The 16511-nt window shown below is 69.1% G+C and carries 18 protein-coding genes; 5 read left to right on the top strand and 13 right to left on the bottom strand.

All coding sequences use genetic code 11. The features are described 5' to 3' along the window. The first annotated feature begins 52 nt into the window (after nucleotides 1-52). Both DFH01_RS24985 and DFH01_RS24980 read left to right on the top strand, forming a co-directional pair. Nucleotides 53-877, top strand: coding sequence for a DUF5602 domain-containing protein (locus DFH01_RS24985; RefSeq protein WP_158287896.1), 825 nt, complete (start codon nucleotides 53-55; stop codon nucleotides 875-877). Between the two features lie 712 nt (nucleotides 878-1589). Further along, nucleotides 1590-1829, top strand: coding sequence for a hypothetical protein (locus tag DFH01_RS24980; protein ID WP_233256275.1), 240 nt, complete (start codon nucleotides 1590-1592; stop codon nucleotides 1827-1829). 5 nt (nucleotides 1830-1834) lie between these two features. Here the strand turns inward: DFH01_RS24980 and DFH01_RS24975 are convergent, their stop codons facing one another. The 10 genes from DFH01_RS24975 to DFH01_RS24920 form a co-directional block, all read right to left on the bottom strand. Next, the gene (locus tag DFH01_RS24975; RefSeq protein WP_109873257.1) at nucleotides 1835-2041 is read right to left on the bottom strand and encodes a hypothetical protein; all 207 of its coding nucleotides are present in this window, start codon (nucleotides 2039-2041) and stop codon (nucleotides 1835-1837) included. A gap of 313 nt (nucleotides 2042-2354) precedes the next feature. Beyond that, a complete protein-coding gene (locus DFH01_RS24970) occupies nucleotides 2355-3299 on the bottom strand; it encodes an alpha/beta hydrolase family protein (protein ID WP_109873256.1) in 945 nt (314 codons plus the stop codon). Between the two features lie 241 nt (nucleotides 3300-3540). Then, a complete protein-coding gene (locus DFH01_RS24965; RefSeq protein ID WP_199231417.1) occupies nucleotides 3541-4383 on the bottom strand; it encodes an alpha/beta fold hydrolase in 843 nt (280 codons plus the stop codon). A gap of 343 nt (nucleotides 4384-4726) precedes the next feature. Further along, nucleotides 4727-5146, bottom strand: coding sequence for a hypothetical protein (locus DFH01_RS24960; RefSeq protein WP_146217140.1), 420 nt, complete (start codon nucleotides 5144-5146; stop codon nucleotides 4727-4729). Nucleotides 5147-5655: 509 nt separating this feature from the next. Beyond that, complete coding sequence (locus DFH01_RS24950; RefSeq protein WP_109873252.1) at nucleotides 5656-7293, bottom strand: winged helix-turn-helix domain-containing protein; 1638 nt, start codon at nucleotides 7291-7293, stop codon at nucleotides 5656-5658. A gap of 244 nt (nucleotides 7294-7537) precedes the next feature. Then, nucleotides 7538-7948, bottom strand: a complete 411-nt coding sequence (locus DFH01_RS24945) for a DUF6841 family protein (protein WP_109873251.1) — start codon at nucleotides 7946-7948, stop codon at nucleotides 7538-7540. 172 nt (nucleotides 7949-8120) lie between these two features. Beyond that, nucleotides 8121-9062, bottom strand: a complete 942-nt coding sequence (bla, locus tag DFH01_RS24940; RefSeq protein WP_199231416.1) for a class A beta-lactamase — start codon at nucleotides 9060-9062, stop codon at nucleotides 8121-8123. A 213-nt stretch (nucleotides 9063-9275) separates the two neighbouring features. Further along, nucleotides 9276-9674, bottom strand: a complete 399-nt coding sequence (locus DFH01_RS24935; protein WP_109873249.1) for a RidA family protein — start codon at nucleotides 9672-9674, stop codon at nucleotides 9276-9278. Between the two features lie 390 nt (nucleotides 9675-10064). Further along, nucleotides 10065-10475, bottom strand: a complete 411-nt coding sequence (locus DFH01_RS24925) for a DUF6220 domain-containing protein (RefSeq protein ID WP_109873247.1) — start codon at nucleotides 10473-10475, stop codon at nucleotides 10065-10067. Nucleotides 10476-10478: 3 nt separating this feature from the next. Then, nucleotides 10479-11069, bottom strand: coding sequence for an NAD(P)H-dependent oxidoreductase (locus DFH01_RS24920; protein ID WP_109873246.1), 591 nt, complete (start codon nucleotides 11067-11069; stop codon nucleotides 10479-10481). An 85-nt stretch (nucleotides 11070-11154) separates the two neighbouring features. Here DFH01_RS24920 and DFH01_RS24915 point away from each other — a divergent pair, with 85 nt between their 5' ends. Continuing rightward, a complete protein-coding gene (locus DFH01_RS24915) occupies nucleotides 11155-12057 on the top strand; it encodes a LysR family transcriptional regulator (RefSeq protein ID WP_109873245.1) in 903 nt (300 codons plus the stop codon). A 95-nt stretch (nucleotides 12058-12152) separates the two neighbouring features. Here DFH01_RS24915 and DFH01_RS24910 read toward each other — a convergent pair whose 3' ends face one another. The 3 genes from DFH01_RS24910 to DFH01_RS24900 all read right to left on the bottom strand — a co-directional run bounded on the left by DFH01_RS24910 (nucleotide 12153) and on the right by DFH01_RS24900 (nucleotide 14508). Continuing rightward, nucleotides 12153-12986, bottom strand: coding sequence for an NAD(P)H-binding protein (locus DFH01_RS24910; protein WP_109873244.1), 834 nt, complete (start codon nucleotides 12984-12986; stop codon nucleotides 12153-12155). Further along, on the bottom strand, nucleotides 12986-13423 hold the full coding sequence (locus tag DFH01_RS24905) for a nuclear transport factor 2 family protein (RefSeq protein WP_109873243.1): 438 nt from the start codon (nucleotides 13421-13423) through the stop codon (nucleotides 12986-12988). The genes DFH01_RS24910 and DFH01_RS24905 overlap by 1 nt, the downstream gene beginning before the upstream one ends. A 365-nt stretch (nucleotides 13424-13788) precedes the next feature. Beyond that, nucleotides 13789-14508, bottom strand: coding sequence for an SDR family oxidoreductase (locus DFH01_RS24900; RefSeq protein ID WP_199231415.1), 720 nt, complete (start codon nucleotides 14506-14508; stop codon nucleotides 13789-13791). A 159-nt stretch (nucleotides 14509-14667) separates the two neighbouring features. On the opposite strand from DFH01_RS24900, the gene DFH01_RS24895 reads away from it, so the two are divergent. Then, nucleotides 14668-15639 carry an AraC family transcriptional regulator gene (locus DFH01_RS24895; protein WP_109873241.1) on the top strand — a complete coding sequence of 324 codons (972 nt, stop codon included), beginning with the start codon at nucleotides 14668-14670 and terminating at the stop codon, nucleotides 15637-15639. Nucleotides 15640-15883: 244 nt separating this feature from the next. Then, a complete protein-coding gene (locus DFH01_RS24885) occupies nucleotides 15884-16414 on the top strand; it encodes a DUF4269 domain-containing protein (protein ID WP_109873239.1) in 531 nt (176 codons plus the stop codon). The last annotated feature ends 97 nt before the right edge of the window (nucleotides 16415-16511 follow it).

The following is a 16511-nucleotide window of genomic DNA, read 5'->3' as shown; positions in this document are numbered from 1 at the left end:
CACGGCCCCAGCTTCAAGGAGGAGGCAGACAGTGAACACCATCCGGACATGCTTGGCTGCGAGCACCCTCATGGCCCTGCCGGCGATCCTGCAGCCATCGCAGGCGCACCCCGCCCATGCCGGCCCCGCCCCATCGGTAAGCCGAGCGGCCCCGACGCTCGTCTCCGTTGCGACCCAGGCCGAGACGGCGGTCGCGCCCGCGCGGACCGTGGAAGGGCCGCGCCAGGCGTTGGGCCGTGGCGAGGCCTTCAGCTGGGTCGGCCTGGACGCCGCCGGCAGGCCGATCTCGCTCGGCATCGGCGTGACGCAGACGGCCCTGGACGAGCTTCCGGACGCGGCCACGGAACTCAACCTGGCACTGCCCGCCGAGGCCGGGACGCTCGGCTACGACCATGTGGGGCTGGACTGGATCCCGCACGGGCACGAACCGGCCGGCGTCTATGACAAGCCGCACTTCGACCTGCACTTCTACCGGATCAGCGTCGCCGCTCGCGACCGCATCACGCCCGAGGATCCCGACTACGAGGCGAAGCTGGCGCGCGAGCCGGCCGCGGGCCTCGTGCCCCCGGGTTTCGCACGCGTGCCCAGCGGCGTGCCGCGCATGGGCGCGCATTGGGTGGCCGCCGATGCGCCAGAACTTGCCGGACAGCCCTTCGAGAGGACGCTGCTCCTCGGCTCCTATGACGGCGAGCTGACATTCGTCGAGCCCATGATCACCCGCGCCTTCCTCCAGGCGCGAACGGAGGCGATCCTGCCGGTCCGGGCACCGCAGGGTGCGGTGGGCGCGCTGGCCTGGCCTGCGGCTTACCGCGTCTCCTTCGACCAGGGTATCCACCACGTCGCGCTTGTCGGTCTCCGGCCGTTGCCTCAGCGGTAAGGGGAAGGTGATCCGCCTCGCGCTGCGGCGCTACGCGACGGATCACCTCCTGTCGCGCCCTCGCCTCCGCATCGCCGTACGGCGCGGGCGAGCGGCAGCGCGGCGGCGGGCGGCGATCATCCGGACCGTCCGCTCCAGTTCCGCAGTCGCCGCCAGCCAGAGATTTTCATTCCACGGTTCCCACCGCTGCTCCAGTCGGTCTCCTCACAACCTGCCTCTCCTCACCGGGCCGCCGCGCTGAGGCGCAGTTTGGCCAGTGTTCGGCGCGGGAGGGTTGATACTTCGAGATGGTAACGACGGCCTCCGGGCGTCTCTCTTTGCCCGATTCTCTCCGAACCTTGGGACTTGGCAGCTTTGGTCTACAAGGTTCAGAGTCTTGTTTTTCCATCATTTTCGCGGCGCGCCCGTCCGACACTTTCAGCAAGCGCATTGCTCGGGCGATCGCCTCGGGACGCCGAATCGCCAACCTTCCCCCCAAGCCTAAGCCCGGGGATTCCGCGCGGTGGATGGCTCCCACTGCCCCGCCATGCTTCTGCTAACGGCCGAAGGCAGGGCGAGAGATGGGAAGCCAACGATATCCTCGCCGCGGCAGCCGTGGCGGAGGCGCCGTAGAGGCGCTGCGGCTCTACCGCCTGCCGGAGGACGCGCCGGCGATCCTCTACGGCTGCCCCTCCTTGCCGGCCGGGACGCGGACGCTGGCTCTGGAGACCAGTTGGGACCTGCCGAGCCTCGGCCCCGGCGCGACGGCCAACGCCGACGTCACCGTCCCCGGCGCGCGGCGGGCGACTTCGCCGATGCCTCGCTCGACACCAGCAGCATCGCCTTCGTGCTGGACTGCCATGTCTGGTCGAACAACAGCGCGCGCGTGACGGCGAGGAACGTCAGCGCCTCGACAGTGGACCTCGCTGCGGCGCCTCTCGCGGTGCAGGTGACGAAGAGGCGGGTGCCGTAGTCGAGTTAGAATACGCGATCGGTCATCAGGAGCTGTGTGCCTGCCGGTACCAGGCCCTGATCGCGCGCCAGCGTCCGCGCGAAGAACAGCATCAGCTTGCGGCCGTCGTCATCGACATGGCCCCAGATCCGAAGCAACTCGCCGCGCTGTGCAAGCGCAGGCTTGCGACCAGGGACGCGCCTGAGCTTCGCCCCGGTCGCATTGTCGGTCATGGCGACGCATCCAGTGTGATCTGACGGTAAGACGATGCCAGCTGACGAAGGCTTGGGCCAGGGCATATCTGCAAGCACAACGGTGGCGTGATCTTCGCCCAGGGCGGCTTCATCGGTGTCGATGGATCGAACGCGCTCGAGGCGCGTCCCGCTATACAGCCTGCCAAAGGATGCACCGGTGGTGCTCTACGGCTGCCCGTCGCTGCCGGCGGGTGCGCAGACACCGGGGCTGGAGACCAGCTGGGATCTGCAGGGCCTCGGGCCTGGCGCGATGGCCACCATCGACGTGACGGTGCCTGGCGCAGGGCAGCATTCACTTCGTTTCAACACGCCCTTCAGGCGTCCGGCCGGTCACATCGGCGATCGCATCGCGCCAGCTGACATCGTCGGGCTGGAACACGCTCAATAGGAATGCGGTCGAGAGGCGCTGGATGGCCGCTACCCGTCTTGGCCGCTCATCGGTTGTCTCGCGCGCCTCGTAGTTCGGAATGCCGCCCAGCGAATGTTCGCCACCATGGAGCGTGAACAGCGCTTTGGGCCCGGGGCTCTGGTCGTATGCCTCACGCCACCACTCCGGCCCGCGGACGGTCATGGCGCCCTTGTCGGCGCCGCCTGCCACGATGAGGGCCGGAGCGGTCATCCCGGAAAAGTCCGGATGCATGAAAGGGAACCTCTGGGCCGCAAAAGGGCTCAGATTGGCGCCGCCCGTCCCCGGAAGGGTCAGCAGGATCCCGGCCCTGACACGTTCGTCGCGGATAATCACAACCGATCCGTCGTCAGGATCCGGATGGCGGGCGCCCAGCAGCATGCTGGCCGCCTGCGCTCCCCAGGAATGGCCGGCAACCGCGATCCGATCACGGTCGACCCGGTCGGACAGCGCCGGAACGGCGGCGAGAAGCGTGGGCAGCGCGTCGAGGACGTGGACCAGGTCGTTCTCCCGATGCCGCCACAGCTGCGGCCGACGTGGGTCGTCCTGCGCCAGCCCGAACATGCGCGAATCCAAGTGAGTGGGCTGTATGACCACGAAGCCCTGTGCCGCCCAGTGGTTCACCAACGGGCCGTAGGCATAGAGCGACTGGCCGTTGCCATGGGAGAACACGATGACCGGGAGCGCCGCCCCGTCGAGCGGTGCCGAGATGCGTACCTGGAGAGGCGCTCCGCGCCCCTGCAACGGGAGGCTGATGGGCGCTACCGAAAGTATGGGGCGGGTGATGCCCGCCACGTGGTCTCCCCCAATGTCAGTGGCTGCTTCGGACATTCATCTCTTCCTCGCTGGACCGGGACCAAGGCTCCGTTGCCGCCAGCAGGCCGGCCTCGCCGTTCCGGCGTGGCTGCACCCCCATCCTCACCCGCCGTCGTCGCGGCGACATCGCAGCGACGACACCGGTGTGGCCAGAGGCGGGCACTGCGAGGCGATGCCGGGCCGCGCATTCGGCTGCGGGAGCTGGCTCGGCACGCGGTGGGAGCAATCGGTCCGGCCGATCGCCCCACCGCTCCAGTCAGGCCCCGCCGCGCACGAAGGCGAGCAGGTCGCGGTTCAGCACGTCGGCGTTCACCGTGAGCATGCCGTGCGAGAAGCCTGGATAGGTCTTCAACGTGCCGTTCTTCAGCAGCCTGACCGCGATCCTAGCCGAGCTGTCGATCGGCACGATTTGGTCGTCCTCGCCGTGCATCACCAGCGTCGGTACGGTAATCGCCTTCAGGTCATCGGTCTGGTCGGTTTCGGAGAACGCCTTGATGCCCTCGTAGTGCGCCTTGGCGCTGCCGCTCATCCCCTGCCGCCACCAGTTCTGGATCACGCCTTCATGCGCCGTGGCGCCCGGCCGGTTGAAACCGTAGAATGGCCCCGCCGGCACATCCCGGAAGAACTGCGCACGATTGGCCGCCAGCGCGTTGCGGAAGCCGTCGAACACCTCGATCGGCAGACCGCCCGGATAGGCTTCCGTCTTGAGCATGATCGGCGGGATGGCCGCCACCAGCACGGCCTTGGCGACGCGACCGGCCGGCTGGCCGTGCTTCGCCAGGTACCGCGCGACTTCGCCGCCGCCCGTGGAATGTCCGATATGCACTGCGTTGCGGAGGTCGAGATGCTCCGCCACGACGAAGGCATCCGCCGCGTAGTGGTCCATGTCGTGACCGTTCGAGACGTGGGCCGAGCGGCCATGGCCACGCCTGTCATGCGCGACAACGCGGTAGCCGTTCTGCAGGAAGAAGAGCAGCTGTGCATCCCAATCGTCGGAGGACAGCGGCCATCCGTGATGGAACACGATGGGCTGGGCATCGCGCGGACCCCAGTCCTTGAAGAAGATCTCGGCGCCGTCGTGGGTCGTTAAATAGGGCATGCTGGTTGTTCCTTGTCGGTTGGTGTTGCTCTGCGCTCCGGCCGCGCGCGGCAGGCCGGCGAGCGCGATCATTGCGGCCGCCCCCAGTTCGATTGCCTGGCGCCGTGTCCGATCGAGTGCCGCGTCCATATCCATGACTCCCTGTCCTGTTCCGCTCGTCGCGGGCCGTCCTCACCATGTCTTGGGGCGGCAGGACGCGTCGTTGCGTGGCGGCCAAATTCTTCCAAAGAGATCGAGCCGACCGCTGTCGCCCTTGCTGCGCATGGCGATCGCATCCCGATCGGCAGAGAAGGCTTGCGGAAGGCGCGCGATGGCGCGCGTCTTCCTCGTCGTTGTGGGATGATCAGCCGCGGTCCGGCGCGCCGCCGAACAGCCGCGCGAGCGGGTTGTGGGTGGCGGCTCCCTCGGCCGGCAGCGAACCGTCGCCGCCGATGAGCGCCAGGCGCCACGGGCTCGTGCCGGCCGCAACCCAGACGACCGACGCGTTCTCGCCCGAGCCGACGCTCACGGGAACGAGGCCCGGCACCGGCTGCTGGGCGAATTGGGGATCGAGGTGCCCGATCTGCATGTTCTCGCCGCTACCGGTGACGACGACGCGGCCGCCGCCAATGATGTTGCCGCGAGGGCCGGGACCGTAGTCGATCTCGACATTCTCGCCGTTGCCCGTGACGCGCGGGTAGAACCCCTCGGCGAAGGCGGTTTGAGCGTAGGGCAGCGCAAGCAATGCGGCGCCGCCGATCAGGATGCGAAGCATGCGAGTCATGGTGCAGGATCCTCTACGTGTCGTGCCGACGCACCGTGCGTCGGCTTGCGGAGGAGAATGGAGAGCGCCACCTGAGACGTCCTTGGGCTCGCCTTGGCATGTCCTGAAGCCGTCTGCGCCGCGGTTCAGCCGTAGGTCGTGCCCTCGGCGCCCCCGAGATCACCGCGGGCACCCTCACGGAAGGCGCATGGCGAGGACGACGATGGCGGCCGGGCACCTCCGTCGTCCACGCACCGGGAGGATGTGGGAGCTGTGCGGCACCGCGGCCGGCACGAAGGCGGCGCCGCCGGACGCCCCGCCGAAGTGCCTGGTGCCGATCCGAACGGCGATGCTGACCTTGCCGGCAAACCTGCTGCAGCGGCCGGTCGAACAGCCGAACGCCATCGCACCGCAGCTCCACCCGCCATCATCGTCCTCCCGATGGCTTGTCAAGACGGAGACGATGAACGGCGTGTGCGCGGAAGTCGTCGGGCGGGCGCTGCAAGCCCCTCCGGCGGCTCTCAGCGGCGCTATGCGCCGGACAGCGCTTCGGCGCGACGCAGACCCTCCAGCACGCGCCTGCCGCCTGGAAGGGGGCCCTGGGCGGGGAGCAAGGGCGTCGGCTGCGCCAAGTACTCCAGCGCCGCATCCGGCTCGGCGCGGCGGAACACGGTGATCGCGGCCCGCGCAGCGTCGTCCTGGCCGGCCATGGCCAGCGCCGCCGCGAGCAGGGCGTGGGTGGCGGCAAAGGTCGGATTGCCCGCGATGGATAGGCGCAGCGCCTCCACTGCCTCGATGTCGCGGCCGAGCTCCAGCAGGGCGCGGCCTTCGCCCTGCAGCCAGATCCAGCGCATCGGCTCGCTGGCGCCGAAGGCGTCGGCGCGGCGGAACCAGTCGAGCGCCTCCTCGGCGCGGCCCAGATGCAGCAGATTGAGGCCCAGCTCGCGATGGATGAACACCTCGGCAGGGTTGCGCGCCAGCATCGCCTTTGCGGCAATGATGGCATCGTCGAATGCGCCGCGCGCCCGCAGCAGTCCGAGGCCGCCCTTCAATGCGAGATAGTGGCCCGGTGCGAGCTTCAGCGCTCGTTGGAACATCTCGTCCGCCTCGGCGAGCTTCGCGTCACGCGCAGCAGCGTCGTCGAAGGGAGCCCCCTCCACGACCGCCTTCACCGCTAGCATGCCGATCCCGGCCAGCGCATCTGCGTGCTCAGCGTCGCGCGCCAATGCGCGGGTGAAGTACGCGCGCGCGAGGTCCAGGTGCTCTCGCAGCGGGGCACCGCGACAGAAGGCGGACCAGCCGAGCAGCGTGTAGTCCTCGGCCGTGCCGCCGCCCGGACGCTCACGTTCAGCGCGCTCCGCCCGGTCGGCATCGGCATTGATGAGGCGCGGCGCGATGGAGCGGACAACGCGCCCTACGATCACATCCTGAAGCGCCAGCACATCGCCCGTGCAGGGGAGATCGAAGCGGTCGGCCCAGAGATGCGCGCCGGTGTCGGCACAGATGAGCTGAAGGTTCACGCGCACGCTGTCGCTGACCACCAGCACGCTGCCCTCGACCACGTAGCGCACCCGCTGCGAGCGCCCGATCTCGCGCGCGTCGGCCGCGTGCAGGCGATAGGTGTCCGCCGTCACCTGCGCGGCGACAGCACCGCCGCGCGGGAGGGCGCGCGCAAGGTCGGTGGTGATGCTGTCGGTCAGCGCATCGGCGAACCATTGATGCGCCTTGCCCTCGCCGCGACCGGCGAAAGGCAACACGAGCACGGAAAGCGCTGGCGCCTCCGCGGCTGCGTAGGCCGCATGGGTCACCGTCGTCGGCTCTGCGATGATCGTGACCGGCGCAGTAAATCGGTAGCCGCGCCCCGGCACGGTCGCGATCCAGTCCCGGAATGGCCCGAGCGCACGACGCAATGCCGAGATCTGAACCTGGAGGTTGTTCTCTTCGACGATGACGCCGGGCCACACCCTGTCGAGCAGCGCCTCCTTGGTCAGCAGCTGCCCGCCCGAGGCGAGCAGTTCCAACAGCACGTCAAGGGCGCGACTGCCGAGCTCGACGGAAACGCCTTCCTCTAGCAGGACGCGCTCGCGCACGCGCAAGAGGAAACGGCCGAACGCATAGGCGTCCGGCGAGTCGGCTGGCGCGGCAAGGGCATTGAAGCCGTCGAGCATCTGTCTCTTCCTCGTCTGCGGTCGACATCAACCGGGCGCCGCTTCGGGCGGCGATGCGCCCGGCATCCACGTGCCGGCGCGACGGCCGTGGCGGAGAAGATCAAGGCGCGCCGGGTCGGAAACGGGCTTCCTCCGCCAGTCCCATCAGCATGGATACGTCGTCGGGTGTGCGTCCGCCGGCCCGCAGCGCAGCCGGGCCGCTCGCGGCGGCTCGCCCGGACGAAGAGGCCCGCCGCAGCGCACGTCAGAGCCACGCCCCTTTCGCCGCCCACGCCGCCATCTCGCCATCCGCGACTGTCAGTGACACGCGCCACCGGTCGCTGCGGCGCAAGATGTAGACATGCTCCCACGCGGCGACGATATCAGCCTCCTGGCCGTGCATGCGCCAGACCAGGCGGGCCTGGGCGACGTTAGGGAACAGCTCACTTGCGGAAAGCACGCGGGCCTCGGCACGCACGACGCCCTGCTGGCGGTAGAACTCCATCAGCCCCACGCAATGCGCGCGGAACGCCTCGCGCTCCATGGCGAAGTTGCCGGTTGGCGAGGGGAACAAGCCGACCTCGTCCCAGAGCTCGCTGAGCGCTGCGGCAGCGTCGCGGTTGAACGCATCGACGTAGGCGCCAAAGAATTCGGTGACGTCCCCGTGAATGCTCATGTGTGCTCCTCCCGGATGAATGGGTGCGCGGAGCGACGCTTGCTCCGGTGGCGGGATGGCCTCAACGCCACGCTGGCGCAGCGCTCGTTCCGGGCCGTCGGTGGCTGGTCGCGATACCCGTCCCGCATCATGCCCGCCTGCGCACGACCCATCCCGCTCCACCGGTCGTCATTCACAGGATGCCCGAAAGGGTGCTGCCGCGATCCTGAGCCGCAGAGCGCCAGGGTCTGCCATCGCGCCACGCCGCCGCGACCGAAGCGCCAACATCGGCAAGCGCCGCGTCGCGCGTCGCCATATCAGCCGCTCCCTCCGTCAGGTAGGCGGCAACCAGCAGCGGCGCGCCGCTTGGCGGCCATACCAGGCCCACATCGTTGCTCGTGCCGTTCGGCCCCGTTCCGGTGCGTTCACCTGCCTGCCAGCGCGGCGGCAGGCCAGCGCGCAGCCGCGTACCGCCCGTTCTGTTGGCGCGAAGCCAGGCGAGCAGATGCGCGCGACTACCAGGCGAGAGCACGTCGCCAAGTGTGAGGCGCTGCATCGTCGCCAGCATCGCGGCCGGCGTCGTGGTGTCGCGTGGGTCGCCCGGCCGAGCCTCGTTCAGCGCAGTCTCCCATCGGTCTAGGCGCGTGACGTCGTCACCGATGCCGCGCAGCCAGGCAGTCAGGCCCGCGGGGCCGCCGAGGCCACGCAGCAGAAGGTTGGCGGCGGTGTTGTCGCTGAGCGTCATCGTCGCCTCGCAAAGCTGGCCTACGGTCATCCCGTCCGCGCCCGCATGGCGCTCCGTGACCGGCGAATAGGTCACCACCTCCTCACGCCGGTAGCGGATGCGGTCATCGAGACGCATCCGGCCGGCATCGACCTGCGCGAGCACGGCGCCGGCGGCGAGCAGCTTGAAGGTGCTGGTCAATGGAAAGCGCTCCGTCGCGCGATGACCTGCCGCCTCGCCGCTGGCGCTGTCGAGCACGGCGACACCAAGCCGGCCTCCGCGCGCCGCCTCGATCTCGCGCAGGGCGGCCTCGAGCTGCCCGAAACGCCCACTCGTCCTTGCGGGTGATGCGATGGGCGCGCTGGCCGCGATCGCCGACGTTCCGGCGAGCAGTGTCCTGCGCCTAATCACCGTGCGACCTCGGTGCGCCAAGCCGATGCATGAGCGACGTGTGTCATGAGCCGTCTCCTTGATTGAACACGGTCGGCGTCGGTCACCATCGTCACGCCAGCCCCGTCCATCATGCGGCGATGGGCAACAGACGCGACGGCGCGGCGACGGGGGCGGTGCCGAGGATGCTGGACAGCAAGGCACGGCGGCGCGATGCGGGCAGGCGTCGCATTGTCACGGACTGACCGGAATGCGCGCGACGACCTTGACTTCGAAGTCGAAGCCCGCGAGCCAAGTGACGCCCACCGCCGTCCAGGCCGGGTAGGGCGGCGCGGGGAAGACGCGGTCCTTCACCTTCAGCACCGTCTCGAACTGGGCCTGCGGATCGGTGTGGAAGGTCGTGACGTCGAGGACGTCCGCGAAGCCGCAGCCGGCTGCCGCCAGCGTCGCCGCGAGATTGTCGAAGGCGCGCTCCACCTGGGCTTCAAGGCCGGGCTCGGGGCTGCCATCGGCGCGGCTGCCGACCTGGCCCGAGACGAAGAGCAGGTCGCCGGAGCGGATGGCCGCCGAGTAGCGGTGCGCCTCGTAGAGGGCGTGACGCCCAGGCGGAAAGACGGGCTCGGGCCGGTTCATGCCGGTTGCTCCATGGGTGCTGGTGGAAGAACGCGCTCGCGTCGGTCGGGCGGTGCCATGGCAAGGCCCCGGGCCTCGCCAGCGCCCATCACCGAGGGCCGCATTCCCGGCGGGTCGGATCCCGGTCGCAGCGCTGGGCGCGGGCACGGTCGCTGATGATCTGCGCGTTGAGGGCGGTAGTGCTGGCAAGGTTCGCCCGGTAGGCGCTCTCCAGGGAGCCGCCAGCCGAGCCGCACCCTGCGACGGAGAAGCCCATCAGCAGGGCGACGCCCGCGCGGCGGGAGGTGCGGAAGGCAGGGGAGACGCGATGGGAAGACATGGTGCTCGGCCTTTCGTGGATTGGCGATGTCCGGGCGGTCGCGGCGCGGTCCGGCCCGGGTGCGCGTGCGCTCACGGCTTCGCGCCGGCCGGCGCCGCGGCCATGGCATCCCGCCCGCGCTCCACCCGCACGAGCAGCACGAGGCTTGCCGCGAGCAGGAGCGCGCCGTTGAGCGGATGGAGCGAGAGGGGCAGCGCGGCGTCCGCCGCCCCCAGGACGACTTGCGCCACGTAGAGGCCCGCGATGAGGCAAGCCGATGTCGCAAAGCCGCGCAGTCGCCGCACCAGCAGCGCCCCACCGAGCAGCCCGCCCACCGGCAGGGCCAGCGTCACGCCGAGCGCGGCATGGGCGTCCCAGAGCCCGCCATCGCGGAACAGCGCCTGGCCCGCGGTGAGGAACTGCGCCAGCAGCCCGAGCGGCAAGGCGCGGGCCGCCAGCACGAAGGGGGCGGGCGGGGGCAGGGCGTCGGGAAGGGACCGCACCGCTCAGGCCTCCGCCGAAAGCGGCAGCAGGCGCGAGCGGGCCGCGACGGACTGCGCCGTCGCCGCGATCCAGCGCCGCAGCCGCGCGGCATAGGCCTCGCCCGCCGCATCACGCTCCGCGGGGGAAAGCCGGTTCGCCCGGAAGAGCAGATGGGGCCGGGTCCAGGCGAGGCCGCAGCGATGGGCGGTGGCCTCCAGCGGCCGCAGCAACTCCTCGAGCGGGTAGAGGTTCACGCCCGCCGGCCCATAGGCCTCCGGGACATTGCCCGCCGTCGCGGCCACCAGCACAGGCAGGTCGCGCAGCCGCTCGCCTTCCTCGGGACGGGCATAGACCATCCGGCTCAGCACCGCGTCCTGCCAGACCTTCAGCAGCGGCGGCGTCGAATACCACTGCACAGGGAATTGCAGCACCAGCCGGTCAGCCCGGTGGAGGCGACGGACCTCTGCGTCCGTGTCGAACACGCCCTCGGGGTGGAGCCGCGCCATGTCGGCGACCTCGACGCCGGGCAAGGCCCGGGCTGCGGCGAGCAGCGCGGCATTCGCTTTGGAGCCCGCAGGATCGGGGTGGAAGAAAAGGATCAGGGTTCGGGTCATCGAAGCCTCCGGTGTACGGGCCGGAAACTGGGCGACGGGACGAAATCCTTCCAACAGATAATCTGTATATGGCATTATCCATCCCATGAAGCTTCGCGGCGTGGACCTGAACCTGCTCGTCATCCTCGACGCCCTGTTGGAGGAGGCGCATGTCTCCCGCGCCGCGGACCGGCTCGGCCTGTCGCAGCCCGCCACCTCCAGCGCGCTCGAGCGCTGCCGACAGCTTTTCGGCGACCGGTTGCTGGAGCGTGCGGCCGGGGGCATGCGCCGCACGCCCCGGGCCGAGGCGCTGCGGCCGCGGTTGAAGGAGGCGCTGGCCGTCCTCGGCGGCGTACTCGACTTGCCGGAGGTGCCGCTCGCAGAGCTGCGCCAGACGGTGCGGCTGCTCATGGCCGACAGCCTCGCCGCCCTGCTCCTCGGCCCGCTGGTGGCGGCGCTGGCGCGCAGCGCGCCGGGCTTGGATGTGGTCGTGCAGCCCTGGCAGGGCGGGGCCGCCGCGCTGGACGGGCTGGCGCGGGGCACGCTCGACCTCGCGGTTTCGCTGATCCCGCCGGCCGGGCCCGATCTCCGCCGCAAGGAATTGCTGCGCGAGGAGTATGTCGTGGCCATGCGCCGCGGCCACCCGGCCCTGGAAGGCTTCGACCTGGAGCGGTGGCTCGCCTACCCGCATGTGCTCGTCTCCACCCGCGGCGACATGCGCGGCGCGCTGGACGAGGCGCTGGCGCGGCATGGGCGCACGCGGCGGGTCGGCTGCGTGGTGCCCCACTTCCTGCTGGTGCCGCCGCTGCTGCTGGGCTCGGACCTCATCGCCCTGCTGCCGGGCGGGTCCATCCTGGGCGCGATGCGCGAGGGGCTCTCGGTCCTGGAGCCGCCCGTCGCCGTGGAAGGGTTTCCAGTACACCTGGCCTGGCATCGCCGGCGGGAGGGCGATCCGGCGGTACGACACGTGGCAGAGACGCTGCAGGCGGTGGCGCGGGTTGCCACGTGATCAACCGTTGCCGTTCGCGGCTTCGCCATCGCCAAGCAGCCGAGCCACGCATTCCGCCATGCCACGAAGGCGATCGAACGCGAGCCGTCGGAGCGTCACTTCCATGTCTCGCGGACGCGGTCGGCAAAGGCGCGGAACGACGCAGGCCGCTGCCTGGTCACCTGCTCGACGCCCAGTGTCGTGCGATCCTCGGCGCCTGACGCGATATCCGCGTCCAGGCCCGTGAGCATCTCGGCATAGTCAGCCCGGAGGCCCTGCGCCACGAGGCGCGTTGCGAGAGCGGCCGGGTCGAGGGACACGTGGCGCACCGGCCGGCCAAGGGCCGCAGTGATGATTGCCGCGGTATCGTCGTAGCTCAACGCTTCCGGACCCGTCAGCACGATGTCGGAATTGAGGGGCGTTGCGGCAGTCAAGGACGCGGCGGCCGTAGCGGCGATGTCCTCGGCGTCGATGAAGCCGACCCGCCCTGTGCCGGTCGCGGTGTAGATGATCCCCTCTTCCCGGATCGTCGCGGCGTGCGGCCCTTCCGAGAAGTTCTGCATGAACCAGGAGGGGCGCAGCACCGCCCAGGCCGAGGCGTTCCTTGCCAACCATGCATGAACCTCGCCCATCATGGGGCCGCCGGCCTCCAGAAGCGACGAACTCAGCAGAACGAAGCGACGGACGCCCCGTCCCATGGCTTCCTGCAGAAGTGGTTGCATGACCGCCAGGTGGTCGGCGCGATCCGTTGGCGCGACAAGGTAGGCCGCATCGCATCCATCGAAGGCCGATGCGGACGACGGATCCGCCCAGTGGAAGCGCCTGTGCCGGGGACCATCGGGCGTGCGTGTGCCGATCGCGACGTCGATGCCCATCGCGGTCAGGCGGGCGGCCACGTGACGGCCTGTCTTGCCCGTGCCTCCAGTGATGAGGACGCGCTCAACCGCCATCAGGCTGCCCCCGCATACGCGGCGGCCGCGGCCTCGGTGCCTCCCAACGCCGTCAGGACGACGAGCGGGTTCCAATAGTCGCGGTAATGCGCAATCCGCCCTTCCCGCAAAGTGACCACCGAGATGTAGAGCTGATTGTAAGGCGCACCTGTAGCCACGCCTTCGCCACTGCAGGAAAACTCGAAGACCACCGTGTCGGCAACGGCATGAACTTTGCCCAGCTCCATGGGCCCGAAGGTGAGCAACGGGCCGAGCCTTTCCAGGTGGGCCGCAAGGGCAGCCGTCCCTTCCAGCCGCCTGGGCAGCCCGTCAGGCGCATAGGGAAACTCGAAGACGACATCGTGTGTGAACAGGCCGAGCAAGCTGTCTGAAGAGGCGAGCCTGTCACCGAGGGCGGCACGAAGGAGGTCAGAGAAGCTATCGAACGTGTCAGCCATGATGGAACCTCGTCTGGATGAAACGTCAACGCATTGATCATGAAGGAGAGCTGAGGACCAAGTTTCTGGTCATGCCGGCCTCCTGTGTTCGGGTCAGACACTGGGAGGTCAGGCGAAATGCTTCCAACAGATAATTTGTATTTCCCATTATTCATGCCGCGAAGCTTCGCGCCGCAGACCTGAAACTGCCTGTCATCCTCGACGCCCTGTCGGAGGAGGCGCATGTCTCCCGCGCGGCGGAGCGGCCCGGGCTGTCGCGCGCGCCACGACCAGCGCGTTCGAGCGCCAGCGCCAGTACACAGATTGATGCTGATGCGACGGTGTCCATTGCGCAGGCGCCTCGGCGGTGGACACAGCATTCAAGATCAGGCGCTGGAGGTAGGTCGGATGACGATCTCGCTCGTATCGACCTCGCGCGGCTGGGCGATCACGTGGGCGATCGCGTCGGCGATCGCTGCGGGCTTGAGAGCGATCTGGCGGTAGGCGACCATGGCCTCGGCCGCGACCGGATCGCTAATCGTATTCGCCAGTTCCGACTCCACGACGCCCGGATAGACGCAGGTGACACGGATCTTGTCGTTCTCCTGCCGCAGCCCGTCCGAGATCGCCCGCACGGCGTATTTCGTCGCGCAGTAGACGGCCGCGGTCGGCGCTACAGAGAGCCCACCGATCGAAGAGACGTTGATGATCTGCCCCGCCCCCTGTCGGTTCATGACCGGCAGCACCGCGGCGATCCCGTAGAGGACGCCCTTGATGTTGACATCGACCATGCGGTCCCATTCCTCGACCTTGAGGGAGGCCATGAGCGACAGCGGCATGATGCCGGCATTGTTGATGATGACGTCGATGCGGCCGAACGCTTCGACGGCGGCATCCGCAAAGCTTTGCACATTCGCGCGCGAGGTGACGTCGAGGCTGCGGGCCAGCACCTTGCCGCCCGCGGCCTCGATGTCGGAGGCAAGGCGTTCCAGGCGATCGATGCGGCGCGCGCCGATCACAACCCTCGCGCCGGCAGCCGCCAGCGTGATCGCCGTCCTCTCGCCAATGCCGCTGCTGGCGCCCGTGATGAGAACGACTTTGTCCATTCTATCGGTCACGGCCTGAACTCCTCCGTTCGTCGGGCACCGTGTTTTGGCCGATTGGTGCTCGGCGGCGGTAGACCATTCGTCCGGAGTTCTTGCACGATTGTCCGAACCTGGCCGATCGCCTCTTTCCCCTACCTCGCCCTCATGCGACACGCGGCCATGAACCAGCTCGCGGCGCTCACGGAGACACTGAGCCGTCACGCACCTGCGGACGGCATCCATCCGTGCCCGTTGCCGGGCGTATCACTGCTGCGTTCTTCGACGCCGACGATGCCGATGCCCGTCGTCTACGAGCCGACGCTGTGCATCGTCGCGCAGGGGCGCAAGCGGGCCGTGCTGGGTGCGACCGCCTTCATCTATGACGCGGCGAGCTATCTGATCGCGTCGGTGGACCTGCCGCTCATGGGATCGGTGATCGAGGCCAGCGCGGAGCGGCCATATCTCTGCCTGCGTCTCGACCTCGACATGACGGCGCTCGGAGAGCTGGCGATCCGCCATCCTGAAACCCGCCCCGAGGCGGACGGCCTTCCCGTGGGGATTGCGCTGAACCGGACAACGCCCGCGCTGCTCGACGCCGCGACCCGGCTCGTGGGCCTGCTGGACACGCCTGACGACATCGAGGCGCTTGCGCCGCTGACGATCCGCGAGATCCTCTATCGCCTTCTGACCGGGGACAGCGGCGCCACGATCCGGCAAATGGCACGCGCCGACAGCCGCCTCAGTCAGATCGCCCGTGCCATCGTCTGGATGAGAACGCATTTTCGGGAGGCCTGTCCGATCGAGAAACTGGCTGAGGTTGCGGGCATGAGCCGCTCCGCCTTCCACGCCCATTTCAAGGCGATTACGTCGATGAGTCCGCTTGAATTCCGCACTCATCTGCGAATGCATGAGGCGCAGCGGCTCATGGTCGGTGACGCCGTGGACGCCGCTGGCGCAGGCTTCAGCGTCGGATACGGCAGCCCTTCGCAATTCAGTCGCGACTACACCCGCATCTTTGGTATGCCCCCCGCCAGACACGCTGGCCGGCTGCGCAGCTGCGTTGAAACCCGGCCCGAACCGCAGGAGCCAGCGTCCGTCTCGAAACGCCATCGATGTGAGTTGGCGGGGCTGGATGGCCGGGCCGCATCGTAACTCGACCGGGTTGCTCCGACACTCTGGATGGACCACGCGATGTGGACCCCAGTCAGCGGGGGCACATCGGAGGAGGTGGCGGAGGTGATCGTGACAGCCGTCAGCGGTGGTATCGACCATTTGCACTCTGTCGCGACCGAGGGCATGCGAGCATGGGTCGCAATGCACCGCGAAGCTTCCGAGAGGGAGTCTGTCGCAGTCATGCGAAGGGAGGAGAGGCTTGGCTGAGACGCAAGCGCGGGCGGTGGCGCGACTGCCATGGCAGGAGGTGCTGCGGTACCTCGATCCGGCGCGGCGGCTCGATCCCTTCGACCCGCGGGTCGCCGGCACGCCGGCGCTCGGGCTCGACCTGCCCGGCAGCGACCTCGACATCCTCTGCCACGCACCGGATCCAGATGCGTTCCTCGCCGTGCTCTGGCCGCTCTGCTCCGGCTGGCCGGGGTTCGCGTCGTGGCAATGGCGCGGCGCCTACCGCCCGCTCGTGGCGCGCTTCCAGGCCGGCGGCTGGGAGGTCGAGATCTTCGCCGCCGCCGAACCGGTTGAACAGCAGATGGCCTGGCGGCATGCCCGCATCGAGGCCAGGCTGCTGCGGATTGGCGGCATGGCGCTTCGAGACCGCGTGATGGATCAGCGGCGGCAGGGCATGAAGACCGAGCGTGCGTTCGCGGCGGTGCTGGGGCTTGAGGGAGACCCGTATCGCGCGCTGCTCGCATGCGAGGCTTGCGACGACGACGCGCTGCTGCGGCTAGGTCCTGGACTCAAACCTGGTCCATAGCCTGATGGCGGCGATGGCGACGGCGCTGAGGTAATTTCGAGCGAGCTTGTCGAAGCGCGTGGCGATGCGGCGGAAGTGCTTCAGCCGGTTGAAGCAT

Source organism: Falsiroseomonas bella (assembly GCF_003173615.1).
Lineage (GTDB): Bacteria > Pseudomonadota > Alphaproteobacteria > Acetobacterales > Acetobacteraceae > Falsiroseomonas > Falsiroseomonas bella.
This window is presented reverse-complemented; position numbering and strand designations above follow the sequence as displayed.